Origin of the sequence: Agrobacterium larrymoorei, from assembly GCF_037722385.1 — a bacterium.
GTDB classification, from domain to species: domain Bacteria; phylum Pseudomonadota; class Alphaproteobacteria; order Rhizobiales; family Rhizobiaceae; genus Agrobacterium; species Agrobacterium larrymoorei_C.
On record NZ_JBBKAQ010000019.1, the window covers coordinates 65,382 to 91,232 of the forward strand.

26 protein-coding genes are annotated in these 25,851 nt (G+C 57.7%); 5 read left to right on the forward strand and 21 right to left on the reverse strand.

The window, feature by feature from the left end; genetic code table 11:
* Positions 1–26: 26 nt before the first annotated feature.
* The 12 genes from WKI41_RS18295 to WKI41_RS18350 form a co-directional block, all read right to left on the reverse strand.
* Entirely contained in the window at positions 27–1,439 is a 1,413-nt protein-coding gene (locus WKI41_RS18295; RefSeq protein ID WP_340194902.1) for a sensor histidine kinase, read from the reverse strand.
* Between the two features lie 3 nt (positions 1,440–1,442).
* Positions 1,443–2,225 (reverse strand): response regulator transcription factor, encoded by a 783-nt coding sequence (locus WKI41_RS18300; protein WP_425341065.1) that lies wholly within the window; start codon positions 2,223–2,225, stop codon positions 1,443–1,445.
* A 306-nt stretch (positions 2,226–2,531) separates the two neighbouring features.
* Positions 2,532–4,082: a Do family serine endopeptidase gene (locus WKI41_RS18305; RefSeq protein WP_340195022.1), complete on the reverse strand. Its 1,551-nt coding sequence runs from the start codon at positions 4,080–4,082 to the stop codon at positions 2,532–2,534.
* A 156-nt stretch (positions 4,083–4,238) separates the two neighbouring features.
* A complete protein-coding gene (locus tag WKI41_RS18310) occupies positions 4,239–4,703 on the reverse strand; it encodes a cytochrome c-type biogenesis protein (RefSeq protein ID WP_340194903.1) in 465 nt (154 codons plus the stop codon).
* Positions 4,700–6,691, reverse strand: a complete 1,992-nt coding sequence (locus WKI41_RS18315; protein ID WP_340194904.1) for a heme lyase CcmF/NrfE family subunit — start codon at positions 6,689–6,691, stop codon at positions 4,700–4,702. The genes WKI41_RS18310 and WKI41_RS18315 overlap by 4 nt, the downstream gene beginning before the upstream one ends.
* Complete coding sequence (gene ccmE, locus WKI41_RS18320) at positions 6,688–7,155, reverse strand: cytochrome c maturation protein CcmE (protein WP_340194905.1); 468 nt, start codon at positions 7,153–7,155, stop codon at positions 6,688–6,690. Before ccmE ends, WKI41_RS18315 begins: the two co-directional genes overlap by 4 nt.
* Complete coding sequence (ccmI, locus tag WKI41_RS18325; protein WP_340194906.1) at positions 7,152–8,300, reverse strand: c-type cytochrome biogenesis protein CcmI; 1,149 nt, start codon at positions 8,298–8,300, stop codon at positions 7,152–7,154. Before ccmI ends, ccmE begins: the two co-directional genes overlap by 4 nt.
* A gap of 233 nt (positions 8,301–8,533) precedes the next feature.
* Entirely contained in the window at positions 8,534–8,974 is a 441-nt protein-coding gene (locus WKI41_RS18330; protein WP_425341066.1) for a hypothetical protein, read from the reverse strand.
* Between the two features lie 147 nt (positions 8,975–9,121).
* Positions 9,122–10,522, reverse strand: coding sequence for an ATP-binding protein (locus WKI41_RS18335; RefSeq protein ID WP_340194907.1), 1,401 nt, complete (start codon positions 10,520–10,522; stop codon positions 9,122–9,124).
* Positions 10,512–11,183, reverse strand: coding sequence for a response regulator transcription factor (locus tag WKI41_RS18340; RefSeq protein ID WP_340194908.1), 672 nt, complete (start codon positions 11,181–11,183; stop codon positions 10,512–10,514). The genes WKI41_RS18335 and WKI41_RS18340 overlap by 11 nt, the downstream gene beginning before the upstream one ends.
* A 107-nt stretch (positions 11,184–11,290) precedes the next feature.
* Complete coding sequence (locus WKI41_RS18345; RefSeq protein ID WP_340194909.1) at positions 11,291–11,560, reverse strand: hypothetical protein; 270 nt, start codon at positions 11,558–11,560, stop codon at positions 11,291–11,293.
* A 350-nt stretch (positions 11,561–11,910) separates the two neighbouring features.
* A complete protein-coding gene (locus WKI41_RS18350; RefSeq protein ID WP_340194910.1) occupies positions 11,911–12,219 on the reverse strand; it encodes a Dabb family protein in 309 nt (102 codons plus the stop codon).
* A gap of 685 nt (positions 12,220–12,904) precedes the next feature.
* On the opposite strand from WKI41_RS18350, the gene WKI41_RS18355 reads away from it, so the two are divergent.
* Positions 12,905–14,566: an alpha/beta hydrolase gene (locus WKI41_RS18355; protein WP_340194911.1), complete on the forward strand. Its 1,662-nt coding sequence runs from the start codon at positions 12,905–12,907 to the stop codon at positions 14,564–14,566.
* A 37-nt stretch (positions 14,567–14,603) separates the two neighbouring features.
* Here the strand turns inward: WKI41_RS18355 and WKI41_RS18360 are convergent, their stop codons facing one another.
* Entirely contained in the window at positions 14,604–15,035 is a 432-nt protein-coding gene (locus WKI41_RS18360; protein ID WP_340194912.1) for an Lrp/AsnC family transcriptional regulator, read from the reverse strand.
* 123 nt (positions 15,036–15,158) lie between these two features.
* On the opposite strand from WKI41_RS18360, the gene WKI41_RS18365 reads away from it, so the two are divergent.
* Positions 15,159–16,259, forward strand: coding sequence for a saccharopine dehydrogenase family protein (locus tag WKI41_RS18365; protein ID WP_340194913.1), 1,101 nt, complete (start codon positions 15,159–15,161; stop codon positions 16,257–16,259).
* A gap of 183 nt (positions 16,260–16,442) precedes the next feature.
* Here the strand turns inward: WKI41_RS18365 and WKI41_RS18370 are convergent, their stop codons facing one another.
* The 8 genes from WKI41_RS18370 to WKI41_RS18405 form a co-directional block, all read right to left on the reverse strand.
* Positions 16,443–16,871 (reverse strand): MucR family transcriptional regulator, encoded by a 429-nt coding sequence (locus WKI41_RS18370; protein WP_340194914.1) that lies wholly within the window; start codon positions 16,869–16,871, stop codon positions 16,443–16,445.
* Positions 16,872–17,284: 413 nt separating this feature from the next.
* Positions 17,285–17,626 carry a monovalent cation/H(+) antiporter subunit G gene (mnhG, locus tag WKI41_RS18375; protein ID WP_340194915.1) on the reverse strand — a complete coding sequence of 114 codons (342 nt, stop codon included), beginning with the start codon at positions 17,624–17,626 and terminating at the stop codon, positions 17,285–17,287.
* Positions 17,623–18,039 (reverse strand): cation:proton antiporter, encoded by a 417-nt coding sequence (locus WKI41_RS18380; RefSeq protein ID WP_340194916.1) that lies wholly within the window; start codon positions 18,037–18,039, stop codon positions 17,623–17,625. The genes mnhG and WKI41_RS18380 overlap by 4 nt, the downstream gene beginning before the upstream one ends.
* On the reverse strand, positions 18,036–18,515 hold the full coding sequence (locus tag WKI41_RS18385; RefSeq protein ID WP_340194917.1) for a Na+/H+ antiporter subunit E: 480 nt from the start codon (positions 18,513–18,515) through the stop codon (positions 18,036–18,038). Before WKI41_RS18385 ends, WKI41_RS18380 begins: the two co-directional genes overlap by 4 nt.
* Complete coding sequence (locus WKI41_RS18390; RefSeq protein ID WP_340195024.1) at positions 18,512–20,074, reverse strand: Na+/H+ antiporter subunit D; 1,563 nt, start codon at positions 20,072–20,074, stop codon at positions 18,512–18,514. The genes WKI41_RS18385 and WKI41_RS18390 overlap by 4 nt, the downstream gene beginning before the upstream one ends.
* Before the next feature lie 17 nt (positions 20,075–20,091).
* A complete protein-coding gene (locus WKI41_RS18395; RefSeq protein WP_340194918.1) occupies positions 20,092–20,469 on the reverse strand; it encodes a Na+/H+ antiporter subunit C in 378 nt (125 codons plus the stop codon).
* On the reverse strand, positions 20,469–20,888 hold the full coding sequence (locus WKI41_RS18400; RefSeq protein WP_340194919.1) for a Na(+)/H(+) antiporter subunit B: 420 nt from the start codon (positions 20,886–20,888) through the stop codon (positions 20,469–20,471). The genes WKI41_RS18395 and WKI41_RS18400 overlap by 1 nt, the downstream gene beginning before the upstream one ends.
* Positions 20,885–23,269 carry a putative monovalent cation/H+ antiporter subunit A gene (locus tag WKI41_RS18405; protein WP_340194920.1) on the reverse strand — a complete coding sequence of 795 codons (2,385 nt, stop codon included), beginning with the start codon at positions 23,267–23,269 and terminating at the stop codon, positions 20,885–20,887. The genes WKI41_RS18400 and WKI41_RS18405 overlap by 4 nt, the downstream gene beginning before the upstream one ends.
* Before the next feature lie 173 nt (positions 23,270–23,442).
* On the opposite strand from WKI41_RS18405, the gene msrB reads away from it, so the two are divergent.
* The 3 genes from msrB (at position 23,443) to bioB (ending at position 25,848) form a co-directional block, all read left to right on the forward strand.
* Positions 23,443–23,853: a peptide-methionine (R)-S-oxide reductase MsrB gene (msrB, locus tag WKI41_RS18410; protein WP_340194921.1), complete on the forward strand. Its 411-nt coding sequence runs from the start codon at positions 23,443–23,445 to the stop codon at positions 23,851–23,853.
* A gap of 431 nt (positions 23,854–24,284) precedes the next feature.
* Positions 24,285–24,860 (forward strand): biotin transporter BioY, encoded by a 576-nt coding sequence (locus WKI41_RS18415; RefSeq protein WP_340194922.1) that lies wholly within the window; start codon positions 24,285–24,287, stop codon positions 24,858–24,860.
* Positions 24,853–25,848, forward strand: a complete 996-nt coding sequence (gene bioB, locus WKI41_RS18420; protein WP_340194923.1) for a biotin synthase BioB — start codon at positions 24,853–24,855, stop codon at positions 25,846–25,848. Before WKI41_RS18415 ends, bioB begins: the two co-directional genes overlap by 8 nt.
* The last annotated feature ends 3 nt before the right edge of the window (positions 25,849–25,851 follow it).

Here is a 25,851-nt window from a genome sequence, read left to right on the forward strand (position 1 = left end):
CAGCAGTCAAAGAAAGAGACATAACCTTAAGGCTTGGAGGCTGGAAACACCATGGAGACGGTAAGGCCGGGTGAAGCCGGATTGTCCGGATCGGTATCGGAAAGACGAAGCTCGCCACTATGAAGTTCCATCACCGCTTCAACCAGCGAGAGGCCCAGGCCCGTCCCAGGCTTGGAGCGGCTTTCATCCAATCGCACGAAGCGTTTGGTCACCTCACCGCGTTTTTCAGCCGGAACGCCAGGGCCGGTATCGGCAACCGATAGGATGATCCCTTCGTCGTCTCGCGTGAGATGAACAGAGAGACGTTTCTCACCATCATGCCCACCCGCATATTTGATCGCGTTGTCGATAAGATTGGTCAGCGCCTGACCGATCAACTCGCGGTTTCCCTGCACCACGAGGCCCGGTTCGATGGCGGTGGTGAGCGTCAGCCCTTCCTCTTCCGCTACGGGCTCGTAAAGCTCTGCACTGTCCTCGGCAACGGCTGAGATATCCACATCGGTCATTTCAGCGGCAATCGAGCCCGCCTCCACGCGCGAAATCATCAAAAGCGCATTGAAGGTGCGGATCAGTTGGTCGGATTCGGCAATGATGCCCTCAAGGGCCGCGCGGCGCTTGTTGTCGTCCTTGTCGTCCAGCGCATCGGCAGCCTTGTTGCGCAGGCGCGTCAGCGGCGTCTTCAGGTCGTGGGCGATGTTGTCGGAGACCTGACGCAGGCCTTCATTCAGCTTTTCGATGCGGCCGAGCATGGCGTTGAGCGAACCCGAAAGACGATCAAATTCATCGCCGGAGCGGCCTTGCGGCAGTCTCTGCGACAGATCGCCTGCCATGATCTTCTTTGTCGCAGCCGACATCCGATCGAGTCGCTTTAGCGCGTTTTGCCCGATGGCAAACCAGATGATCAGCGCGCCGCCGCCCATGATGGCGAGCGCCACCATCAACGCCTTGCGCACCAGAAGCCTGAACTTCGTCGGTTCACCCAGATCGCGACCGACGAGAATGCGAAGACCATTGTCGAGAGTAAAGATATTCGCGGTCGCTAGGTGTTTTACGCTGTCGCCGCTTTCCGAGTAGCGTTCATAGGTGAACGGAAAATCCGTCCAGCCTTCATTGTCGAACACACCGGGCTGTACCGAAGCGACGTTGCCGCCCAGGATTTCGCCATTGGGTCCGGCCATGACGTAAAGGCTTGCCCCTGGCTGGCGGGCGCGTCGTTCCATCATCCGTAATAACGGATTGATGCCGCCACGCTCATAAACCCGCTGCACATCGTTGACCTCCTGCAGCACGGCATCGCGCGTCTGCTGGTTCAGCAGACGCTCCGAAAGGGCCGTGACGTAGAAGACGAGGAAGGCCGCGCAGAGCGCAAAGAGAAGAATATAAAGTGCCGAAAGACGGACAGCGGTGGAGCTGAAAAGCAGGCGCAAGCGCGAAGGCATGGCTTAGCCTTCATCCTTCATCATGTAGCCCGCACCGCGGATGGTTTTCAGCAACGGCTTGTCGAAATCCTTCTCGATCTTGGAGCGAAGGCGCGACACATGGACGTCGATAACGTTGGTCTGGGGATCGAAGTGATAATCCCAGACATTTTCCAAGAGCATCGTGCGGGTCACCACTTGGCCGGCATTCTTCATCAGATATTCCAGCAGACGAAACTCGCGCGGCTGCAGCAGGATTTCCTTGCCGTTGCGGCGCACATCATGGGACAGCCGGTCTAGCTCGAGATCGCCCACTCGATAAATCATGTCCTGCTCGGGCTTCCCCTTGCGGCGGCCCAGCACTTCGATGCGGGCAAGCAGTTCGTTGAAAGCATAGGGCTTTGGCAGATAATCATCGCCACCGGCACGAAGACCCGTCACGCGGTCATCGACCTGACCAAGCGCCGAGAGGATGAGAACTGGCGTCTCTATGCCCTTCTTGCGCAATTCGGAAATGACGGAGAGGCCGTCTCGACGCGGCAGCATGCGGTCGATGACCATGACATCGTAAACATTCTCGCAGCCCATAAACAGACCGCTTTCGCCATCGCTGGCGTGATCGACAACAATACCCGCTTCACGAAACGCCTTCGTCATATAGGCGGCGGCTTCCAAATCATCTTCAATAACAAGTATTTTCATGTGCGGAACATTAACGTCGATATCGTCCAGCGCACAACTGGAAAGAGGTTCGCCCGGAGCATTATGCAGATGACTTTCCATGGATTGGCTCATGAGGTCTGTCATGATGATGCCTCCTTTCTGCTTGGCCTGCCACTCTTGTCAAAAGCAGCTTGCCGGTCGGAAAGCGCCGTGCGCCCGAGTGAGCGCTCAAGGACACCGTCCTTTTTCAACTTCATGCATCGTGCTTTTTTAGAGATGGATCCCGATCTCGGGCCGATGCTGTCTTGGCTTCGCCTTGGATAGCCCAATACCCGCCATCCGGCTCGCCGATCGTAAAATGCGAAGGCGCCGCAGATTTCGGCGTCCTCCCTGGTGTTCTGCGTTTGAAAAATGAGAGGGGCCAAATGCCCCTCTCTCATCTTTGCTAAATCAACCCTGATCGATGTCGAGGGCGATAAAGCGGCTGCCTTGCTCGGTTTCGATCTGGAACAGAGCCTTTGTGCGGCCGTCCTTCTTGGCTTGCGAAATCACCTTCTCAACATCGGAAGCAGATGCGACCTGCTGGTTGTTGACCGAGGTGATCTTTTCACCAGCCTTCAGGCCACGGGTCGCGGCATCGGAGTCCGGATCGACATCGGTGATAGCAAGGCCATTGCCATCCTCAGCTGGAGCGACCGTCAGCCCGAGGCTGGAGAGAGCCTTCTCGCTGGAGGACTGACCGCCGCGCTCGTTGTCGTTTTGACCCTTGGCGCCTGCAGATGCATCATCGCTTGCCAGATCGCCGAGCGTGACACTGACCGACTGGGACTTACCATTGCGCCACAGCGACAACTCGACCTTGGTGTTTGGTGCCAGCGCGCCGATCCGGCGAGACAATTCGCGGGCATCCTTGATCGGATCGCCATTGACCGCGGTGATGATATCACCTTGCTTGATGCCGGCCTTATCACCTGGAGAGCCTGCCTGCGGAGCGACGACCAGAGCACCCTTGGCTTCGGAGAGACCGAGCGATTCGGCGATATCCTTGCTCACCGGCTGGATCTGCACACCGAGCCAACCGCGCTCGACCTTGCCGTCCTTGATCAGATCCTGAACGACATCCTTGGCAACGGACGCGGGAATGGCGAACGCGATACCAACGTTGCCGCCGGAGGGAGAGAAGATCGCGGTGTTGATGCCGACCACTTCGCCATTGAGGTTGAAGGCAGGACCACCGGAGTTACCACGGTTCACGGCCGCGTCGATCTGCAGGTAGTCGTCATAGGGTCCGGAGCCGATATCACGACCGCGGGCAGAGACGATACCGGAGGTCACCGTGCCGCCGAGACCAAAGGGATTACCGACAGCCACGACCCAATCGCCGACGCGGATCTTGCTGTCATCGGCAAACTGCACGTAGGTGAACTTGCGATTCACATCGACCTTTAGCACTGCGAGGTCGGTGCGGCTGTCGCGACCGATAAGCTTGGCGTCATATTCGGTGCCGTCATTCAGCACCACCGTATAGGCGGAGCCGTCATCGACCACATGGTTGTTGGTGACAATGTAACCGTCCTCGGAGATAAAGAACCCCGAGCCCTGCGCGACGGGGCGAAGCGGGCCTTTGCCTTCACGATGGCGGTTCGGACCACGCTTTTCTTCATTTGCACCCGGACCACCGAACTCCTTGAAGAAGCGCTTCAGCGGGTGATCGTCAGGAAGCTGGTCGAGACCGCGACCGCCGAATGAAAAGCCGCTGCTGTCGTCAGACACCGGCTCGACATTGGATTTGACGCGGACCGAAACGACCGCGGGAGAAACGGCATCAACCACATTGGCAAAGCTCGGCACCTGAGGCGCATTGACCTCGACAGGTGCTGCAAAAGAACGGGCAATGGGCCCAGCGACGCCGGTCGTCAGCATCAGCGCTGCAAGGCCGCCGACGGCGGAAGACTTCAAAATCGTCTTCAACGAGGGGCGTCCGTTTTGCAATTGAGACATGTCGGTACCTTCTTTCTTCATCTGACTGGAACCTCCGATTGGAACCGGAGTAGCGGTGGATGATGAAAGATATAGGGACTTCCACCTTACAGCGAAGTGTCTGCTGAGTGAAAAAATCGTAATATTGCTAAACAGCCTGAAACGCCTGAGGAAACGTTAGCCTTCCAGCAAATCGCGGATGCGCGCTTCTTCATCGGCTGTCAGTTTCTGGCCTTCAGAAGGAGCGGCGCGGCGACGCGAAAAGACGAAGACGGCAACGCCGCCGATCAGGAGAAGACCGATTGGTGCTCCCCACAAAGCCAGTGTTCTTGTACTGAAGCGCGGCTTCAACAGGACGAACTCGCCATAGCGGGAGACGACGTAGTTGATGACCGCTTCATCGCTATCACCCTTGACCAGCCGGTCGCGCACGAGAAGACGCAGATCGCGGGCAAGCTCTGCATTACTGTCATCGATCGACTGGTTCTGGCAGACCATGCATCGCAATTGTGCCGTCAGGTTCCGCGCTCTTGCTTCAAGGGCTGGATCGGACAACACCTCGTCCGGATTGAAGGCGAAGGCGGGGAACGCGCCAAACGCGAGCACGAGAAGCAATGATAGTCTTGCCAGCCACGCTCTCATTCCGCAGGCTCCGGGGTCGCCGATTTTGCAGGCTTGGCTTTACGGTTCGGAGCACCAACACGCAGGCGGCGGTCGGAGAGCGAGATGAAGCCACCCAGCATCATGAACAGCGTGCCGCCCCAGATGCAGAGAATAAAGGGCTTCCACCAGACGCGCACCACGATGCCACCATCCTGCATTGGATCACCCAGAGAGACGTAGAGCTGCGAAAGACCGAAGGTCATGATCCCGGCTTCCGTCGTCGGCATGCGGCGGGCGGTATAGAGGCGCTTGGACGACCAGACGTCTGCAACCTCAACCCCCGCCTCGCGGGCGGTGAAGTGGCCGCGATCTTCGGTAAAATTGGGGCCGACATGGTGGCGAATGCCGTCGAAGGTCAGGCTGTACCCCCCCGCCTCGACAACCATGCCCTGCTTCATCTCCACGACGGTTTCGGTCTCAAACGTCGTGACGGTGACGATTCCAAGCACTGTGACGCCAAGACCGATATGGGCTAGCCCTGTTCCAAAAGCCGAGCGCGGCAAACCCTTGAGGCGGCGAACCGCAAGGCCAAACGCAAGCTTGCCGAAGTTGGCGCGATACCACAGATCAGCAAGCGCGCCGAAGATCAGCCAGAAGCCGGCAGCGATGCCGAGCGCTGCCAGTACCGGTCCACCATTCTCGATGTACCAGAGTGTAAGGCCTGCGAGCGCTGCAAGAGCCGCGGCCACATAGAGCCGCTGGAAAGCGCCCAACAGATCGCCGCGCTTCCAGGCGAGCATGGGCCCGAAAGGAGTGACGATCAGGATCGGTATCATCAACAGGCCGAAGGTGATGTTGAAGAAGGGCGCACCGACGGAAATCTTCTCACCGGTCAGGGTTTCAAGAACCAGCGGATAGAGTGTGCCGATCAGGACTGTCGCGGTCGAGACCGTCAGGATCAGGTTGTTGAGAACCAGCGCGCCTTCACGCGAAATCGGCGCAAAAAGACCGCCCGCCTTCAGGGTCGGAGCGCGCCAGGCAAAGAGCGAAAAGGCACCGCCGATGAAGATCATCAGGATGCAGAGAATAAAGATGCCGCGGCTTGGATCGGTGGCGAAGGCGTGAACAGACGTCAGCACGCCAGAACGGACGAGGAAGGTGCCGAGCAACGACAACGAAAAAGTCATGATCGCCAGCAGCACCGTCCAGATCTTCAACGCCTCGCGCTTTTCCATGACGAGCGCCGAATGCAGCAGTGCGGTTCCGGCAAGCCAGGGCATGAAGGAGGCGTTTTCAACCGGATCCCAAAACCACCAGCCGCCCCAGCCAAGTTCATAATAGGCCCAGTAGGAGCCCATCGAGATGCCGGCGGTCAGGAAGGTCCAGGCAGCCAAAGTCCACGGACGTACCCAGCGTGCCCAGGCGGCGTCGATTCGGCCCTCCATCAATGCGGCAACGGCGAAGGAAAAACAGACGGAGAAACCAACATAGCCGAGGTAGAGGAGCGGCGGATGGATCGCGAGACCAAAATCCTGGAGAATGGGATTGAGATCCTGCCCCTCGGCCGGCACGGGGTCGAGACGTAAAAATGGATTTGAGGTCAGCAGAATGAACAGCAGGAAGGCAGTGCTGATCCAGGCCTGGACCGACAGAACATTGGCCTTCAGCGTGTCGGGCAGATTGCGGCCATAGACGGCCACAAGTGCGCTGAAGAACACCAGGATTAGCAGCCAGAGCAGCATCGAGCCTTCATGGTTGCCCCAGACGCCGGTCAGCTTGTAGATCATCGGCATCAAAGAGTGCGAGTTTTCGAAGACATTCTTCAGCGAGAAGTCCGAGACCGCATAGGCGTGCGTCAGCGCAGCAAAGCTGAGACCAACAAGAAGAAACATCAGGAGCGAGCCGGTGGACGCGACATCCATCAGGGCCCGGTCGTGACGGAGAACGCCGATCACCGGCAGAATGGAGACCACCACGGAGACCGCAAGCGCAAGGATCAGACAGTATAGACCGATTTCGCTGATCATTTGGTCGCCCCGGTCTTGTTGCCATCTGCAGTGTGCTGCCACAGACCCTTGTCTTTCAAGCGGTCGGCAACTTCTTTCGGCATATAATTCTCGTCATGCTTGGCCAACACGCTGTCTGCCACAAAGGCGTGGGTCGCGGCATCAAAGACGCCTTCGGTCACTACGCCCTGCCCTTCGCGAAACAGGTCCGGCAAGATGCCGGTATAGCTGACGGGGACGTTCCCAGACCCGTCCGTTACGGTAAAGCTGACCGTGCGGCCTTCGCCCCGCTTCACCGAACCTTCGGCAACAAGTCCGCCGAGGCGGATGCGCGTGCCCGGCGCAACAGACGTCTTCTCAAGATCAGCCGGCATGTAGAAGTAAGCGATGGACTGACCGAAAGCGAACATCACCAGGAATACGGCGAGCATGATGAAGCTCACGCCCCCACCGATGATCGCCATTCGCTTCTGCTTGCGTGTCATCGCGTCACTCCCTCAGCCGGAATGCCAAGCTGCTGCGCCAAGGCCAGAAGCTTCTTGCCCTGCTCGCCCTCGGGCGGGAAGGTCTTCAGCCCGTTTTGCAGTGCTTCCCGCGCCTTGCCTTCATTGTTCAGCATGGCATAGGAGCGCACGAGACGCATCCAGCCTTCAAAGTTGTCTGGTTGTTCTCGAAGCTTGCCATCCAGGCTTTCGACCATGCCGGCAATCATCGCCTGGCGATCTTCCGGTGCCATGGCGTTGGCAGCCGCCATATCTTCAGCCGTCGGATTGCCCGACGCGTCCGGCTCCGGTGTCGCGGCAACGGCCGCATCGCCACCTGTCGCCTCCAAGTGTGCCTGAACGAGTGGTATCCACGGTGCGCCAGCTGGAGAGGCCTTCAAGATCGCCGCAAAAGCATCGCGCGCCTCATCCTTCCTGCCGGCCTGCTCCATTGCAAGCGCCAGATAGAATTGTGCCCGCGGATTACCGGGACGCAGCTTCTCCGCGTCAGCGAAGGCCAGCTGGGCCTCCTGGGTGACGATACCTTGATTGGCTGTCACCAGCGTTTCGGCCAATCCGGTCAGGCGTGCGGGGTTGTCGCCGAGCAAACGGATCGCATTGCGGTATGCCATCTCCGCGTCGCCGAAGCGCATCGTCTTGAAGTAGATCGGTGCCAGCACATCCCATCCCGCCCCGTCCTCAGGGTTTTGCGCCAGATGGCGCTCCGCCTTCGCGATCAGCAAGTTCATATCGTTGCCGGGATTCTCCAGACGTGCCTCCAGCGGCATGTCCGGGTGATTGGGGCTTCCCATGAACAAGTAAAGACAGAGGCCGGTGATCGGCAAAGCTGCTGTTACGAGGGTTGCGATCACACTGTGCCGGCGCGCTGTCAGCGCCTTGTCTTGCTCAGTCTTTCCCGATGCTGCGGCCAGAAGACGTCGGCCGATCTCGGCCCGGGCATATTCCGCTTCCGTCTCTCCGATCAGGCCAGAGACACGTTCGCGCTCAAGCTCGGCCAACTGGTCACGATAGACGGCTACCTCCCCTTCGCGATCGGCAACGGCGGCGGCCTGCCTGCTGCGCATCAAAGGATGGGTGAGAAGGATGGCGACTACCGCCGTCAGTATCGCAACGAGAATCCAGAACATTCCCACTCAACTACTCGAATGCGCGCTGCTTTGGAACAAGCCGCAACGGGATGACACGAATTTGAGGCCATCGGCCGCGCGACGTTCTCTCACAGGAAGACCTACGACTTCCTTGACACAAGTCAAATGGAAGAATGCGTCTTGATGAGGATCGCGCCGAAAGCGATCATGAGCGTCATGCGCAGGCGACAACCTTCTAAGTTCGCCGAGCGAGATCGACTGCGTGACGGGTGTTAGGTTAATGGCGTCCAGGTTCCGTCCGCGTTGCGGCAGGCAGCCCCGCGCACTTTCGCTTCGCGGCCATTGTCATTGATGGTGTGGGAATATTGACGGCAATTCTGGTTGCCCACCTGATAGGGCGCGTTGGCGACAACCTCGCCACTGGCGCTACCGCTCCAGGTGACAGCCTGTCCGCCAGGTGCCGTCTCGAGTGCACGATACTCCGCTTCCAACGCCTTGTTATAGTCGCCGCGGCTCAGTTGAATGCCGCTGCGCGACACGATGCCACCCTGGAGATTGGCAATATAGGATACCGAAGACGATCCACGGCCGCCAAACAGACCTCCACCGCTAGGGGTTCCACGTGTGTTGGATGTCGTGCAGGAGCTTAAAACGGAAACGACAATCAGGGACAGCACAGCGGGTCGAGCCAAGCTAGGCCTCGTTGTTCTCATATCTGCACTGCACATCGCTACCATCAAGACACCACTCCTTGCCAATGCCGAGCGACTAGGATCTGCAGATCAACGGCGATATGCCGCCTATCATCAAGCAGATCTTCTTCGCTCTTCCGGCTTGAATTAATTGCTTTTTCGCTTGTCTTAAGCAAGCTCTTTCGACAGGCCCGGCAAAAGCAGCGTGGCCTTCAATCCACCGATTTCGCTGCGCGATAACGTGAATTTGCCGTGATACTCGGAAACCACTTCGCTGACGATCGATAGGCCGAGACCAGTACCGGGCCGGCTCTCATCCAGTCTTCGACCGCGCTTCAGCGCCTCGGTAATTTGGTCGGGTTCAAGACCCGGCCCATCATCTTCCACAGTCAACTCGATCCAGGCACGTCGGGTAATATCGGGGTCGGAAGATGGATGGCTGCCATTTGTCATGCGCACGACAATGCGCTTATTGGCAAAGCGCGCTGCATTTTCGAGAAGATTGCCGACGACCTCCTCCAGATCCTGCTGCTCCATTGCGAGAAGCGTGCCGGGCTGGTGGAGATCGAGTTCGAAGGCCTTATCGGGATTAAGGCGGCGCATCACACGAATCAGGCGCTCCAGCGCCGGTTCGGCTTCAGCGCGGGCGAGGATCGAGCCGCGCTGCGCAGCAATACGGGCGCGCGAGAGGTAGGATTGCACCTGGGCCTGCATGGCGTCCGCCTGCGCCCTGACCAGATCACCATGCTGGCTGTCCAAGGTGCGCGCTTCGTTCAACAACACGGCGATCGGCGTTTTCAGCGAGTGCGCCAAGTTGCCTACCTGCATACGGGCGCGTTCGACGATGCGTCGGTTGCTCTCGATCAGCGCGTTGACCTCATGCGCCAGCGGCTGGATTTCACGCGGGAATTCACCCTCAAGCCGCTCAGCCTCACCGCCGCGGATCTTGCCGAGCGCCACACGCGCCCGGTCGAGCGGACGAAGACTGTAGAGAATGGCAAGACCGTTGACGACGAGGCTGCCGACGCCGAACACAGCGAGCGCGAGATAAAGGCTGTTGGAAAAGTCCCGAACGTCATCCTCGACGACATTGAGATTGCCGGTCACGCGAAACCGGGCCGCCCTGCCCTCACCATCCAGCACGACTTCGGTCTCGGCCACCTGGATACGATTTCCAGCTTGGTCTGTGAGCGTGTAATAACGCTCGTAGCGATTGTCGAATGGAACATCGAGAATGCTTGGAACGGCAAGCTTGGACACACCGAGCGACGAGGAGACAAGCGGTGCGGTCTGGAAGTTGCCGAGCGGTTCCACCACCCAGTACCAGCCCGTATCTGGCTGGGAGAAACGCAGGTCTCCGAGCTGTGGGCTACCGGCCAACGTGTTCTCGTTGGAGATCGTTACCGAATTGATGACGTTATAAAGCTGTGCGCGCAACAGGTCGGTAAAGCTGCGCTCGACGCCCTGGCGATAAAGCGTCGAAATCACCACCGCAATCACCACCAGTGCCAGCACGGACCATGCCGAGGCCAGCAAGAGAACGCGTGCGGTGAGTGAATTATTTCGCATCTTGCGGCGCTTGCATCCGGTAACCGAGACCGCGAATGGTCTCGATCAAATCGACACCGAGCTTCTTGCGCAGACGGCCGACAAAAACTTCGATCGTGTTGGAGTCACGGTCGAAATCCTGGTCATACATGTGCTCGACCAGTTCGGTGCGCGAGACGACCTCACCCATGTGATGCATGAGATAGGACAGAAGACGGAACTCGTGCGACGTCAATTTCAGGGTCGTTCCATTAACCGTCGCCTTGGACGATTTCGTATCGAGTCGCACGGGACCACAAACGATTTCAGAGGATGCATGACCGGCAGCACGACGGATCAGAGCACGCACACGCGCGAGTACTTCTTCAACATGGAAAGGCTTGGTCACATAATCGTCGGCGCCAGCATCGATGCCGGCAACCTTGTCGCTCCAGCGATCACGTGCAGTAAGGATCAGAACCGGCATGGACTTGCCGGAGGAGCGCCATTTTTCAACGACGGTAATGCCATCCATCTGTGGCAGGCCGATATCAAGCACGATCGCATCATAGGGCTCGGTGTCGCCAAGATAATGCCCTTCCTCGCCGTCGAACGCCTGATCGACCACATAGCCCGCTTCTTTCAGCGCGTCGGTCAATTGCCGGTTGAGGTTGGTATCGTCCTCGACCACGAGAATGCGCATCGTCTGCCCCTTTTTAGTCCAGCCGGCAGCGGAGCCGCCATTCGAAATGTGTCTATAGCAGATGTATGGAGATTTCGATCGGGGTTCAACTACATCGGCACGCGGATCTACATCGGCACGCGCATAGTGACCTTGCGCGGACGCTCGCCATTGCCCTGCACCAGAACGGTAACAACGCAGGACTGACCGTCGCCAGACGGATAGACGGAGAGAAGCTGCCCGCCGGTTTCGCGAACGACACGGGACACCGCGCCAGTGCAGTCGCTGGCAACGCGCAGGATGGGCGTTTCGATGGCACCGACCCGCAAATCAGCCTGCGGCGCAGGGAAGCCGGACATTCCAGCTGCGAGCGTCGCGATGATAAGAGGTGATGCCATTTGCAAAAACTTCCACAAAAAGTCGGATGCACGTCGGAATAGTTTGTCGAGGCAATATTTAGCTCAAAGCGCCTGAATGGCAAATGAATGTGGGCTTTTGCTTCGGTTCAAGCTGGGGATGGCAGTACTGCCCACGTGCAAGCGGAACAGTCAGCTTTCACAGATATGAAAGCATTTCTATGTAGGATATGACATCCCTCGACCGCCGTGGCAACGGAGCGACGGCTTGTCTCTTTTCCATTTCCTTGAGTCTTCTGAATCATTTGCGGTTAAGACTTCGCAAGCAGCTTACGCTTGTTGAGAAACAGGTTGAGGAAGCGCCGGGCGCGATCGACCACCGCGAATGTGAATTACTTGATCGGCGACGTCACCGCTTTCGCGGCGTCAAAATCCGCGGCAATCCGCGTGTCGCGGAGCGGCTTTACGGTCCTGGTCGAGAGATCATAGGCCGGGTCTGCCTTATAGGCGGCAAGCGCCTCTTCACTTTCGAACTCGCCATAGACGATAAAGTCCACGGAGTTCCCCCACTGATCCTTCTTCACATTCTCGCCGATCTCGAGCTTCGAGGCGTGGGCGATCGCTGTCAGGCCTGAGAGACCCTTTCGCACTGCGTCTCGATTGGCTTCCGGGACGGTGAAGAAAACGATGTGGCGGATCATGGGCATGCACCTGTCATTGAAAATGTCGCATCAGAACACTGCAGCAATCGCCTATCATTGTGTCGCCACGGGTTCAATCCAGCAGGCAAAGACGCCCAGTCTCGAGCAGGTTGCGATAAAGGGAAAGCGTTATGCAAAGACGAGGAATCGCTTGCGTCAATTGGTGTTGCTGTCTCTTTAAAAGAACAACAGCGCGCAAGTTGCGGATTTTGCACATCCTGCCGCAGCGAGTTAAATCGATTTGAAAATTTATTAATCGATTTTAATATCTGCGAACCGATTTAAGAGAAAATTATTGCTTGAATCCGGGAACCTCTCGCTCTCTAACTTGGTTTCAGAGCCCGCAAATGGAGCTGCATCAACCCAGTCAGGAGGAATGCCATGACAGCGACAATTCCCCAGAACATTTACGACCGCCTCGAAAGCGAGTGGCGGCAGATGCGCGAAGGTGGCAGCCAGCCAAAGCCTTCGCAGTCTCCAAAGAAGTGATTGCCGCACGCACGCCATGACGGCGTGTTCCGGCAGATGAATAGCCCGCGATATGACGAACGTCTGTCGCGGGCTTTTTGTTGTTACAGTTTCTTCCCTCCGTCGCAAAGCTTGTATTAGAGTGCTGCTTGCGCCGCAGTTTGCGCGGTCGGCTGGGGCCACTTCTCAGTTGCAACGATACCTGGAGTGTAGCACCTTGCGGTGGATCAGGCGTTTTCTTGGACCGTTATCCAGCACCGGTATTGTCTTCGGCACCGTGCTGTTTTGCGCTTCGCTGACACCTTCTCTTCTACCGCGCACCTTCGTCATGCAGGGCGTGCTCTGCGGCTTCTCCTTTGCGATCGGATATCTCATCGGCGTGGCGATGAAAGAGGTCTACCTCTATCTGGACCTACCGCAACTTTCACGGCATGACAGGCGCGGCGTTCGCTTCGTCCTGTCGCTTGGCGCAGCTATCGCGGCGATCGGATTTCTCTGGCAGGCCGCGACATGGCAGAACTCCATTCGTATCTTGATGGAGATGAACCCGCTCGATAGCAGCCACCCGATCAGAACCGGGGCGATCGCAGTCGCGGTCGCAGCAATTCTGATTGTGCTTGGCCGTCTTTTTCAACTTGTCCGTCGATTGCTCGCTTTGCGTAGCCGTCGCTTTCTCCCTCGCCGCTTGGCAAATGTCGTCAGTGTTTTTGCGGCAATCGGGCTTGCCTGGATGGTGTTGAATGGGCTGATCTTCGACATTGGTCTGCGCTTTGCAGACAGTTCGCTCAAACAAGTGGATAGCCTCATCGAGCCGGACGTCCCTCAGCCGAGCGACCAAGTGAAAACCGGCAGCGACGCTTCGCTAATCACCTGGCAATCGCTCGGTCGTCGCGGGCGGGAGTTCGTGGCGACGGGTCCCACGGCGCAGCAGATTTCAAGCTTCACCGGGAAAGCGGCGCTCGAACCGATCCGTGTCTATGCCGGTTTGAATTCTGCAGACACGCCGGCTGCACGGGCCAAGCTTGCGCTAGAAGAGTTGAAGCGCTCAGGTGGCTTTGAACGCCACGCCCTCCTCGTCGTGGTGCCGACCGGCACTGGCTGGATCGACCCAGAGGCGCTCGATACGGTGGAATATCTGCACAACGGCGATATTGCCAGCGTCGCGGTGCAATATTCCTATCTCTCCAGTTGGATCGCCCTGCTGACCGAACCGGATTATGGCGTCGAGACGGCGCGTGCCCTGTTCGAAGAAATCTACGGTTATTGGACAACATTGCCGAAGGAGACCCGTCCGAAACTTTATCTCCATGGGCTAAGTCTTGGCGCGCTGAACAGCCAGAAGTCCTCCGATCTCTACGATGTTCTGGCAGATCCGTTTCAAGGCGCGCTGTGGAGCGGCCCGCCCTTTGCCAGCCCCACCTGGCGGATGGCAACCAATGGCCGGCTACCCGGCACGCCGCAATGGCTGCCGAAGTTTCGCGATTCCTCTGTCATCCGCTTTGCCGACCAGTATCAGAATGCGACGATGCCGAATGTTCCTTGGGGACCGATGCGCATCGTCTATCTGCAATATGCCAGCGACCCGATCACCTTCTTCGAAACCTCCTCCGTCTACCGACGGCCGGAATGGATGAAACAGCCGCGTGGCCGTGACGTCTCCTCTTCGTTCCGCTGGTTCCCCCTCGTCACCTCCCTGCAATTGACGCTGGATGTGGCTGCGGCAACAACCGCACCGATGGGCTACGGGCATGTCTACGCGCCCGAACACTACATCGACGCATGGATGGAGGTGACGGCCCCGGAAGGCTGGAGCGCGGGCGATCTTCAACGACTGAAGATGTTCTTCAAGGCACGTCGTGGCAGCCTCGATGAGACGTGACTGCTTTTAGAAAGGCATCAGGCGCGAGAACATAGCATCAGCGGGAAATACGGGTCGACAGGATGATGGATGAGAGCGTGCGCTCCACCCCGTCCAGTGCGCCGATCTTGTCGATCAACCCATCGAGTTCAGCGATCGATGGAGCAGCAAGGATCGCAATCAGATCGAAGCTGCCGCTGACGGAGTGCAGCGTCGTGACCTCCTTAATGGCAGACAACGCAACTGTTACGGTTGCCAAGGCCTTCGGGCCAATGGTGATCAGCACGTGAGCGCGCACCAGCCCGGACAGATAGTTCTCCGACAGCCTTAGGCCGTAGCCTGCGATAACGCCTTCCGCTTCCAATCGCTCGATCCGCGCCTGAACGGTCGTTCGCGACAAACCGAGTTTTCGAGCGAGTTCCGCAACAGGCATGCGCGCGTTGCTTCCAAGGAGAGACAGCAGCGCACGGTCTTTGTCTGAAATGGTCACTATGTACAATCCAGTTGGCGTTATGTTTATATTTACACGTCTATCTGATCAGATCATAGCTACGAATCAAAAGGCTGTGGCGGCATTCTGTTACCTCAACAACATGTCTTGAGGGGACGGATCATGAAACACATCATCGTCGTCGGTGCTGGCAATATCGGCTCGGCTATTTCCTGGATGCTTGCGGTCACAGGCGACTATCGTATCACCGTTGCCGACCGTGCCGTCGATCAACTGGCCAATGTGCCATCGCATGAGCGGATCGATACCGAAGTGGTGGACATCACCGACAGGCTTAGCCTTCAGGCACTCCTCAAGGACAAGTTCGCAGTTCTTTCAGCCGCCCCCTTCCATCTGACTGCTGACATTGCCGAGGCGGCGGTCGCGGTGGGAACCCACTATCTCGATCTGACCGAGGACGTCGAATCCACTCGCAAGGTCAAGAAGCTGGCAGAGACATCCCAGTCGGCATTGATCCCCCAATGCGGCTTGGCGCCGGGCTTTATCTCCATCGTTGCCGCCGATCTCGCGTCGCGGTTCGACAAGCTGGACAGCGTGCGCATGCGCGTTGGCGCCCTGCCGCAATATCCGTCCAACGCCTTGAACTACAATTTGACCTGGAGCACGGACGGGCTGATCAACGAGTATATCGAGCCTTGCGAGGCGATCGTCGAGGGGCGCCTGACCGCCGTTCCGGCACTGGAGGAGCGTGAGGAATTTTCTCTGGACGGGATGACATACGAAGCCTTCAACACGTCGGGTGGGCTCGGCACACTCGCCTCGACACTGGAGGGCAAGGTGCGGACCATGAACTACCGCACCATCCGTTACCCCGGTCACGTGTCTATCATGAAGGCGCTGCTCAACGACCTGAACCTGCGCAACCGTCGCGATGTGCTGAAGGATCTCTTCGAAAACGCCCTTCCCGCGACCATGCAGGATGTCGTCATCGTGTTCGTCACCGTCTGCGGCACGAAGAATGGCCGCTTCATGCAGGAGACCTATGCCAACAAGGTCTATGCAGGTCCCGTCTCCGGTCGCATGATGAGCGCCATCCAGATCACGACCGCGTCCGGCATCTGCACCGTCCTCGATCTTCTCGCCAGCGACAAACTGCCAAGGCAAGGCTTTGTCAAACAGGAGGATGTGGCGCTTGCAGATTTCCTGGCCAACCGCTTCGGCCAGTATTACGTGCCGCGCGAGGGTCTGGCGAAAGTCGGCTGATAAAGCCCCCCTCATCGTCCCACGACTGTAAGTGATTGACGTTTTTAGGCTGGAGAGATGGCGACATTGCTCCAGCCTTTGCTCGCTCCAAGCGAAGGCAAATTTGGGAAGTAACCCGGAAAAGCAAAAAAGCCGACCAAAGGGCCGGCTTTCCTGTCTTCGCGACTACTGATGCGAAAGGGATTAGCGGCCAGACTTGCGGCGCTGGCCAAGGCCCATTTCCTTTGCCAGGCGCGAACGCGCTTCTGCATAGGCGGGTGCAACCATCGGGTAATCCACCGCGAGATCCCACTTTTCGCGGTACTCTTCCGGGGTGATGTTGTGATGCGTCGTGAGGTGACGCTTGAGCGACTTGAAAGAACCGCCACATTCCAGGCAGATGATCTGGTCATCCTGAACCGACTTGCGAACTGAAACCGCAGGCTTCTGCTTTTCGACGCTCACCGATGCCACAGCCGGGACAGAGGTGCCGCTCAGCGCATTGTGGACGTCGGAAATCAGGCTTGGAAGTTCCGCAACCGGAACAACATGGTGGCTAACATAGGCAGCAACGATATCCGCAGTCAGCTCGACGAGCAGATTCTGCGCTCCGCCATATGTAGTTTCCGTCATTGAAATGTCTCCTGTTCATGTCACGCGTAGCGACGGGCAAAGCCACATGCGCCAGTAAAGCAAAGTACGGCCAGCGAAACTGCATTTGTGTGTATGACACGAAGCCAGCCCCGAGCCTCATGCAGAAAAGATGGGATAGACTGACGCGATTTACGTCATTCGTGACTGTATTTCCGGCAAATCACCCAGCTAGACTTTCAGCCCAATATAGGCAGACGCGGAACGGCAATAACGAATAGCAAATCAACATCAGCAACTTTGCGTACCGTGGATAGCACTAAACCAAAAAAAGTCCAGATATTATTTTCGAATATTTTCGACAATACTCACACAAATTCGTATGTAAAAAATAACGGGTAACAAAAATTTTCAGTAGCGAAGCGACAATACAAGTTAAAGGTGAAGCAGTTTTTCTAATTGGACTTTCGATCTGCTTTCAGGTCGTCTTTGACCGCAGGAACTGACAATTTATAGCCAACTTGATGCGCAGATTTTGCAAGCAAATGCGCAGATATTGGGGCGGTGAGAACCACGAATAGGAAGCCGACGAAACTCCTCACGAACACTGCAAGTTCTTGGGAATAAAGGCCAACTCCAAGAAGAAGAAGACCTGAGCCGACGGTGCCGGCTTTTGAGGCAGCGTGCATTCGGGTGTAGAAGTCCGGAAAACGGTTGAGACCGATGGCTGCCGTCAAGGAAAACAAGGCTCCGCCGATACACAGCACAGCTACAACCGAAGCGATTATCCAACTCATTTTCTTTTGCCTTTCGCCTTCTTGCCGTGGCCTTTGCCAGCTTTATTCCGACCTTTATTTGTCGCATTTCGCAGCGCTGGCGGAGCGGCAAGAACGTCTGGCCCGTCGAGAATTTCACTCGTCTGGCGTCCATCCTCTGGTCGTCGAGACAGAATAAAGCGTGCAAAAGCGACCGTTGCCAGGAAACCAACCAAGCAAAGCGCAATGGCGATATCGATGTAGAGGTTAAAACCGGTGCGAATCGCAATCACCGCAATGAAGCCGATCGCTATCCCCACCAGCATATCAAGCGCGACGACGCGATCCGGCAGCGTTGGCCCGACAACGACCCTGTAGACGGTGAGAAGAAACGCGACGCATAAAAAGAAGAGAGCGGCTATAGAGGCGTAGGAGACAAGTATTTCCGGTGTCATCTGGTAAAGGCCTCCATGATCTTGCGCTCGAATCCGTCAGCGATCGACCTTTTCGTCGCGTCCACATCGCTACAGTCCAGCGCGTGTACATAGAGCGTCCTGCGATCCTCAGCCACGTCTACGGAGAGCGTGCCGGGCGTCAGCGTGATCAGATTGGCAAGAAGAGCGATCTCGAAATCGCCTTCCACTGTTAGCGGGTAAGCAAAGATGCCGGGCTTCAAGTCCATTTTCGGCTGCACCACCAGCTTGGCCACCGTCCACGCGGATAGAGCCAGTTCCTTGATGAAGAGCATCGCCAGCAACAGGACAGAGAGAGGTCGAACACGCCTGCTTTCGCTTTTGACGATCTGGTGGCGGATGAGACCGAGCGACAGGGCGGCGATCAAAGCGCCGAAAATAAGGTTAGGCAGCGTATAGCTGCCGGAGATTGCAAGCCAGATGAGGACGAACAGAAAGCCGGTCAAGATGAGGTTCATGGACGCGCTCCTTCCGGGAAAACAGAGCGGATGTAAGCCGACGGATCGCCAAGCGTTTCCGCCGCGTTCTGGCTCAATCTCATCACCGGCTCGGGCCAAAGGCCCACCCCAACGATCAAAACCGTCAGAACCGCAACCGGCAATATTGACGGGCCTTTAGTGATTTCGGCAGCCCGCGCTTTAACGCCGGGTGCAGGCCTCCAAAAGCAAAGGAGAAACGCTCTCCCAAGAGCGATGGTCGAGATGAAGCCTGAAACGAGGATGGCCGCAGCAAGCCACCAGGCGCCAATGTCGATCGCGGACTTCGTTAACATAGCCTTTGGCCAGAAGCCGGAAAACGGCGGCAGGCCGGCAGCCGCAAAGAAGAGTGCGAGCACCATCGCAGAGAACCAGGGAGCCTTTGCGTAAAGACCGCCAAGGCCTGACAGTGTCCATACTCCACCAAGACGCGCCGCATGACCGACAGCGAGATAAAGTGCCGTCATCAAAACCATAGAGTTCAGCGCATAGAACACCACGCCGCTGAGTGCTGCTTGCGTGCCGATTGCAACCCCCGCCATGATGTAGCCGATGCCGGAGATGACGACGTAGCCGAGCATACGGCGCAGGTCGTTTTGCGCCAGCGCACCCATAGCGCCAAGGACCATCGTCAGGGCGGCGGAGATGGCGATGACGAGGCTTAGTTCCTCGCGTTGCACCGGAAACAGCATCACCATGACGCGCAGCAGAGCGTAAGCTCCGACTTTGGTGAGCAGACCGCCGAAGAGCGCCGCCACGACAATCTTCGGCGTGTGGTAGGATGCTGGCAGCCAGAAATTGACGGGGAACGCGGCTGCTTTCATCGCAAATGCCAGCGTGAACAGCGAGGCAAGTGTGACGAGCGGCGCGGTCTCGCTGAGTGGCGTGGCCTTTCTGGCGATATCGGCCATGTTGAGTGTGCCGAATATCGCGTACAGATAGCCGACCGCGATCAGAAAAAGCGTCGTTCCGAGCAGATTGAGAACAGCGTATTTCAGGGCACCATCGATCTGCTCACGTGTGGAACCCAAGACGATGAGGCCGAAAGAGGATATCAGCAACACTTCGAACCAGACGTAGAGGTTGAAGATATCGCCGGTTAGAAAGGCGCCAGTCACACCTGCCATCAGCAGCATCAGAAACGGATAAAAACCGTAGCGTCTCCCCTGCTCGTCGATCTCAGCGCCTGCATGAATGGCGCAGGCCAGTGCGGCGATTGCGCCTACCAACGCGAGCAGTACGCCTGTCAGATCGGCGGTAAAGGCAATACCGAAGGGAGGCAGCCAGCGGCCCATCACCATCGTGAAAGGACCATTGAGTGCGACGCGCCAAAGCAGTGCCGCATCCAAGACCACGACAAGGACAAGACCAGCAATCGCGATCGGCGCGTGAAGGCGTGTCGTTTGACGGATCATCATCAGGATTGCACCGACACCAATGCAGAGCGCAACAGGCAGCACGATCAGCCAATCGGCGAGTGTGCTCGGCTGCATGACGAGCGCAGCTGAAAGATCGGCAGCAGCTGGGCCGGACGCGGCCATGAGAAATTGCATGAACATCAGTACCCCACCGGCGGAAGCGGCTCGGTTTTCGGCTCGGCCGCACGCATCTCGTCCGTGTCGTCCGTCTTCAACTCCTGGAATGCCCGCCAGACCAGAACCAGCAGAAAACAGAAGAAGCAGAAGGAGATGACGATCGCCGTCAGGATGAGCGCTTGAGGCAGTGGATTGGCTGTGTCTGCGGGCAATACGTCGAGGCCCGTAGGAATAATGGGCGGGACCTCACGATGCAGGCGCCCCGCGGTGAAAAGCAGGAGATTGACGGCGTTGCCGAGGATCGCGATGCCAAGCAGAAGCCGCACACTGTGGCGCGACAAGATGAGATAGATTGCAGTCGAGAAAAAGATGCCGACAAGGATTGAGAAGATTGCTTCCATCAGTCGCGATCCCTTTCTTCCAGCGCAAGCGCGATGGATGTGAAGCCGCCGACAACGACAAGATAAACGCCGATGTCAAAGGAGATGACGGTCGCCAGTGGCACTTCGACGCCGAAGAGGCTCGGATATATCCAAAGACCCGTCATGAAGGGGACGCCGACCGCAATCGATAGTATACCGGACAGTGTTGCGATCAGCAGGCCGAAGCCGGCGATTGAAAGCGGATGAAAGATAATCGCGCGCCGCACGGCTTGGACGCCGTAGGCGATACCATAAATGGCGAGCGCGGCGACGGCAATCAGCCCACCGATGAAGCCGCCGCCCGGTTCGTTATGACCGCGTAACAGCACAAAAATGGAAAACAGCGTCATCAGGCTGGTGATGACCGGCGCTGCGGTTCTGAAGATCAGCGTATTCATGCCCTGCCCCTCCCGACGCGTTCATAATCGTCATCAGGATTGTTATCCCGGGGGCGCACTGGCGTTGCCGATCGAATGCGGATCAGCGCCAACACGGCAAGTGCGGTGATCATCACCACGGCGATTTCGCCGAGCGTATCCGTTCCTCGAAAGTCGACGATGATGACATTCACGACGTTATTGCCGTGGGCGATAATTTTGGAATAGGCGTTGAAGAAGGTCGTCAGGCTGTTGTCGAAGGGCTGCTCGGTCGATTTCAACAACATCAACGCAAAGCCAGTGCCGCAGGCAATTGCGATCATTCCATCGAGAATCTTTTGACCGAGCCCGCGATGATCGGAGGGGGAAAGACGCAGCCGCGTCATGACAAGTGTCAGGATCACCACCGAGAGCGTCTCCACCATGAACTGGGTAAAAGAGAGATCCGGCGCGCCAAACAGCAAGAAGAGAACGGCGACGGCAAAGCCTTGAATGCCAAGCGCAATGATTGCCGTCAGTCGACTGGACGCCATGAGAACTGCCACGAGGCCGATCACTGCTATCGCAACAAACGTCACTTCCTGGATTTGCGCATGGTGGGGCCATATGGGCATCACCGGCAACTCGTCATATGCAAAAAGCGGGACCAGAAGTGCCGCGGCGATCATGACGCACGTGGCGGTGACGTAGAATTCCAGACGGCCCGGTTGGAGCACGCGCGTCAAGCCGAAGGAGAAACGAACAAGTCCGGAAATGAAGGCGTCAAAGCCTTTATCTGGCCCGGGGCCCATAGCCTCGAACGTCCGGTCCATCAAAGCACGCGCAGTTCCTAGCATCGTGAAGATGGCAATGCCGAGACCGACCGTAAAGAGTGAAAGCGCCAATGGCACGCCGATATGGGGCACGAGCGATATGTCCACCCCCCGCGGCTCGCCAGCGATGGCACTCGCCATAGGCGTCGAGATCGCGGTGTGAAAGGCACTCGACAGCATGGCAGCCATAAGACCGAGAAGTGCGAGCACTGCCGGCCCTAGCCACAAAAGCGCCGGCCCCTCATGTGCTTCTTTCGGTGTTTTCAATTGCAGACCGACGAATGGCTTTAGTCCCACGGCCAAGGCAATGGCCAGCATCAGCGCATTGCCGATGATGGCGACGCCGGTAAAGAGGATCGCCCTTGGATTGGCGTGAGCCAGCGCATAATAGATCTCTTCCTTCGCCAGAAAGCCGACAAAGGGCGGCAGTCCGGCCATGGAAAGCGCGGCGGCAAAGGCTGCGACGAAAGTGATCGGCATGGCCTTTCTCAAGCCTGAGAGTTGGCGCAAATCGCGCGTTCCCGTCTCATGATCGATAATGCCGGCGACCATGAAAAGCGCGCCCTTAAACAGCGAATGCGCTACGAGGTAAAGCACCGCCGCTTCGAGCGCATGCTCCGATCCGAAACCGATCAGCATCACCAGAAGGCCAAGCGACGACACGGTCGTATAGGCGAGCATCAGCTTTAGGTCGGTTTGCCGAACGGCCATGAGCGCCCCGGTCAGCATCGTCAGACCGCCGAAGAAGGGCAGCAGAATTTCCCAAGCCGCGGTATCGCCGAGAACTGGGTTGAGACGCATCAAAAGATAAACGCCCGCCTTTACCATGGTGGCAGAATGCAGATAGGCAGACACCGGTGTGGGTGCCTCCATGGCGTTGGGCAGCCAGAAGTGAAAGGGAAATTGCGCGGACTTCGTGAAGGCCCCGCCAAGAACCAACAGCAGTGCGGCAAAGTAGAATGGGCTTTGTCGCAGCACATCGCCGCCATGGACCAACATCGAAAGCTGCGTCGTGCCGCTCATGTTCCAGATGAAGATAATGCCGGCAAGAAGCGCCAAACCGCCACCGCCGGTAACGACCAGCGCCTGAAGTGCCGCCCGGCGGGAGGCCTCTCTTTCATGGTCGAAGCCGATCAGCAGGAATGAGGTAATGGACGTCAATTCCCAGTAGACAAACAGCATCATCAGGCTGTCAGAGACGACGACGCCAAGCATGGCTCCCATGAACAAAAATAGGAAGGCGAGGAAGCGGCCTTGCTGCGGGTGCCCGGCCATGTATCCGCCAGCATAGAGTATGATCAAAGTGCCGATGCCGGTGATGAGCAATGCAAAGGTCAGCGACAGGCCGTCAATGAACCAGGAGAAGCTGAGGTTGAAACTCGGCACCCACACGTAGCCGCCGGTTACCACTTCGCCGGCGGCGATCTCCGGCACGAAACCGAGGAAGTGGAGAAAGGCAAAAGCGGGGATGAGCGCCAGCAACCAGGCAGCCTTCGACCCGATCCGTCGCATGAGCAGCGGAGCGATCAGCGCCGCGAAAAACGGCAAAAAGAGCGCGATGAATGTCAGCGACGTGACATTGAATGCCATCTGGCCTCCTTTTCGAGCCCCCTGCGGGCTCCATCAGCGATCACTGCGTACGGGAAACGTTGAACCCCCTCAACCCTTTGAGCGGCGAAATGGTTTGAGTACACGCCGATTTGTCCCCTCTTTTATTAGGAGAACCGGAATACTATATCAGTGACAACAGAAAGGGGCCTCTGATGAGCGATCTCAAATCTCCGAGAATCACCAAGACTGATGCCGAATGGCGCGAACAGCTGACGCCTGAACAATATCGAATCCTGCGCGAGCACGGAACCGAGCGCGCCTTTACAGGCCCATACTGGAACAGCACGGAAAAGGGTCTTTATCGCTGCGCCGCCTGTGACGAGCCGCTTTTCATTTCCGACACGAAATTTGACGCTGGTTGCGGCTGGCCGAGCTATTTCGAACCGGTGAAACCGGATGCGGTCACCGAGCATCGCGATGTGAGCCACGGCATGGTGCGCACGGAGATCCGCTGCGCCAATTGCGGCGGTCATCTGGGCCACGTCTTTCCTGACGGCCCTCCACCAACGGGCCTGCGTTATTGCATCAACGGCCATTCGATGGTGTTCGAGCCACAGGCCTAAAGAATAATAGTCAGGGCCGGCGTGCGAGCGCTGGCCTTTACTTCTTTGTCGGGGATGTCCAGCCTTCGGACACTCAAGGATCCCTTCGAAGAGGCGCACTCCTGTCGCCCATGCTGCTCAAGGGCGCTGCGTCCCTTGATCAAAAAAAATATTGGACGGCGTCTCTCAACGAAATTTGCAGAGCTGTTACGCACACTGCCCGAAACGCATTCGCGTCGACGCTGCACTCTTCCTGTTTTCAAGCTTTCCCCTGCCCTATTTGCCATGCCTCCTGATCGGACGTTCTTCCTCCGGTCGGACACTTGCATCTCGTGTGTCATTATATTTTATAGATAATCATGTTTTTCCATGCGATTTTTTGCGCCTTGACTCTCTGCGGACTCTCGATAAGCTCTTCTTCATCGAAAAATTATCTATAATTTGAGAGTATCATGATCAAAGCTGATATATCTTCCTCCTTGCCTACAAACCGCACTCTGCCTCGCCAAGCACTGGTGATTGTTGTTGGCGTGGCGCTAATGACGCTTGCAGCGAAGACGCAGGTTCCCTTTTGGCCGGTGCCGATGACGCTTCATACGATGGCAGTCATGGGCTTTGCCGTGACACTTGGGCCGCGCATGGCATGCGCGATCTTCATTGCCTATCTGGCTGCGGGCGCTGCAGGACTGCCGGTATTTTCCGGTTCCCCCGAGCGCGGTGTCGGTCTTGCCTATATGATGGGGCCGACTGGCGGCTATCTTGCCGGCTTTCTCGTTGCATCCGGGTTGGTTGGATGGATGAGTCAGAGCGCGACGCTATTGCGCCGTGTGTTCGCCATGCTGGCGGGACTTGTCGTGGTTTATGCCTTCGGCATGGCAGGGCTGCTAGCCTTCGTTCCTGCCGCAAAGGTGCTGTCGGTCGGCATCGCGCCCTTCATCCTCGGCGACCTCGTCAAGATCGGCGTCGTGGCGGCTGCTTCAATGGTTCTTCCCAAGGGCAAAGCATCTGAGCAGGCCGATAATGACTGAGCTTATGACAGAGGATGGCGTGATCCGACATGACTGGAGCGTCGACGAGATTGCCGCGCTCTATCGGCTTCCACTTCTCGAACTCGTGGGCCGCGCTAACGCGGTCCACCGACAGTATCACGACCCGAACCGAGTGCAGAAAGCGAGCCTCCTGTCGATCAAGACCGGTGGCTGTCCGGAAAATTGCGCCTATTGCCCGCAATCGGCTCATCATCGCGAGGTTGATCTGACCCGCGACCTGCTGATGGATCCTGGCAAGGTACTGGCGATGGCTCAGACGGCGAAGGCTGCAGGTGCCGAGCGCTTCTGCATGGGCGCTGCCTGGCGCCAAGTTCGCGACGGCAAGGAGTTCGACGCGGTCATCGAGATGGTGGAAGGCGTGCGCCGCCTCGATATGGAAGCCTGCGTCACGCTCGGCATGCTGAAACCGCATCAAGCAGAGCGCCTGGCCCAAGCGGGCTTGACCGCCTACAACCACAATCTCGATACCAGCCCGGAATTCTACAGCCGCATCATTACCACCCGCACCTATCAGGATCGGCTGGAGACGCTTTCCACTGTTCGGGCTGCAGGCATCGAACTGTGCAGCGGCGGCATTATTGGCATGGGCGAAAGCATTCGCGATCGCGCGGCGATGCTGCAGGTTCTGGCGGGCTTCGCGCCTCACCCGGAGAGTGTGCCAATCAATGCGCTGGTCCCGGTCGAAGGCACACCGCTTGCCGAGCGGGGGCAGATCGACCCGCTGGAACTGGTCCGCATGGTGGCAACCGCGCGGCTGGTCATGCCGCAATCCACCGTGCGCTTGTCGGCTGGTCGCTCCAGCCTGACGCGGGAGGCGCAGATTCTGTGCCTGATGGCGGGCGCGAACTCGATCTTCTATGGCGATACGCTGTTGACCACGCCCAATGCCGGCATCGGTGAGGATGCCGAATTGCTGGCTTCTATTGGACCAGTCCTCGACGATTCGGAAAGAGCGTCTGCGGCGTAAGAG

What these genes read in the sequence shown, in the direction of transcription:
- WKI41_RS18295 (WP_340194902.1), bottom strand. Translation starts at nt 1,439, where the DNA reads ATGCCTTCGCGCTTGCGCCTGCTTTTCAGCTCCACCGCTGTCCGTCTT.
- WKI41_RS18300 (WP_425341065.1), bottom strand. Translation starts at nt 2,225, where the DNA reads ATGACAGACCTCATGAGCCAATCCATGGAAAGTCATCTGCATAATGCT.
- WKI41_RS18305 (WP_340195022.1), bottom strand. Translation starts at nt 4,082, where the DNA reads ATGTCTCAATTGCAAAACGGACGCCCCTCGTTGAAGACGATTTTGAAG.
- WKI41_RS18310 (WP_340194903.1), bottom strand. Translation starts at nt 4,703, where the DNA reads ATGAGAGCGTGGCTGGCAAGACTATCATTGCTTCTCGTGCTCGCGTTT.
- WKI41_RS18315 (WP_340194904.1), bottom strand. Translation starts at nt 6,691, where the DNA reads ATGATCAGCGAAATCGGTCTATACTGTCTGATCCTTGCGCTTGCGGTC.
- ccmE (WP_340194905.1), bottom strand. Translation starts at nt 7,155, where the DNA reads ATGACACGCAAGCAGAAGCGAATGGCGATCATCGGTGGGGGCGTGAGC.
- ccmI (WP_340194906.1), bottom strand. Translation starts at nt 8,300, where the DNA reads ATGTTCTGGATTCTCGTTGCGATACTGACGGCGGTAGTCGCCATCCTT.
- WKI41_RS18330 (WP_425341066.1), bottom strand. Translation starts at nt 8,974, where the DNA reads ATGAGAACAACGAGGCCTAGCTTGGCTCGACCCGCTGTGCTGTCCCTG.
- WKI41_RS18335 (WP_340194907.1), bottom strand. Translation starts at nt 10,522, where the DNA reads ATGCGAAATAATTCACTCACCGCACGCGTTCTCTTGCTGGCCTCGGCA.
- WKI41_RS18340 (WP_340194908.1), bottom strand. Translation starts at nt 11,183, where the DNA reads ATGCGCATTCTCGTGGTCGAGGACGATACCAACCTCAACCGGCAATTG.
- WKI41_RS18345 (WP_340194909.1), bottom strand. Translation starts at nt 11,560, where the DNA reads ATGGCATCACCTCTTATCATCGCGACGCTCGCAGCTGGAATGTCCGGC.
- WKI41_RS18350 (WP_340194910.1), bottom strand. Translation starts at nt 12,219, where the DNA reads ATGATCCGCCACATCGTTTTCTTCACCGTCCCGGAAGCCAATCGAGAC.
- WKI41_RS18365 (WP_340194913.1), top strand. Translation starts at nt 15,159, where the DNA reads ATGAAACACATCATCGTCGTCGGTGCTGGCAATATCGGCTCGGCTATT.
- WKI41_RS18370 (WP_340194914.1), bottom strand. Translation starts at nt 16,871, where the DNA reads ATGACGGAAACTACATATGGCGGAGCGCAGAATCTGCTCGTCGAGCTG.
- mnhG (WP_340194915.1), bottom strand. Translation starts at nt 17,626, where the DNA reads ATGAGTTGGATAATCGCTTCGGTTGTAGCTGTGCTGTGTATCGGCGGA.
- WKI41_RS18380 (WP_340194916.1), bottom strand. Translation starts at nt 18,039, where the DNA reads ATGACACCGGAAATACTTGTCTCCTACGCCTCTATAGCCGCTCTCTTC.
- WKI41_RS18385 (WP_340194917.1), bottom strand. Translation starts at nt 18,515, where the DNA reads ATGAACCTCATCTTGACCGGCTTTCTGTTCGTCCTCATCTGGCTTGCA.
- WKI41_RS18390 (WP_340195024.1), bottom strand. Translation starts at nt 20,074, where the DNA reads ATGGCCGCGTCCGGCCCAGCTGCTGCCGATCTTTCAGCTGCGCTCGTC.
- WKI41_RS18395 (WP_340194918.1), bottom strand. Translation starts at nt 20,469, where the DNA reads ATGGAAGCAATCTTCTCAATCCTTGTCGGCATCTTTTTCTCGACTGCA.
- WKI41_RS18400 (WP_340194919.1), bottom strand. Translation starts at nt 20,888, where the DNA reads ATGAATACGCTGATCTTCAGAACCGCAGCGCCGGTCATCACCAGCCTG.
- WKI41_RS18405 (WP_340194920.1), bottom strand. Translation starts at nt 23,269, where the DNA reads ATGGCATTCAATGTCACGTCGCTGACATTCATCGCGCTCTTTTTGCCG.
- msrB (WP_340194921.1), top strand. Translation starts at nt 23,443, where the DNA reads ATGAGCGATCTCAAATCTCCGAGAATCACCAAGACTGATGCCGAATGG.
- WKI41_RS18415 (WP_340194922.1), top strand. Translation starts at nt 24,285, where the DNA reads ATGATCAAAGCTGATATATCTTCCTCCTTGCCTACAAACCGCACTCTG.
- bioB (WP_340194923.1), top strand. Translation starts at nt 24,853, where the DNA reads ATGACTGAGCTTATGACAGAGGATGGCGTGATCCGACATGACTGGAGC.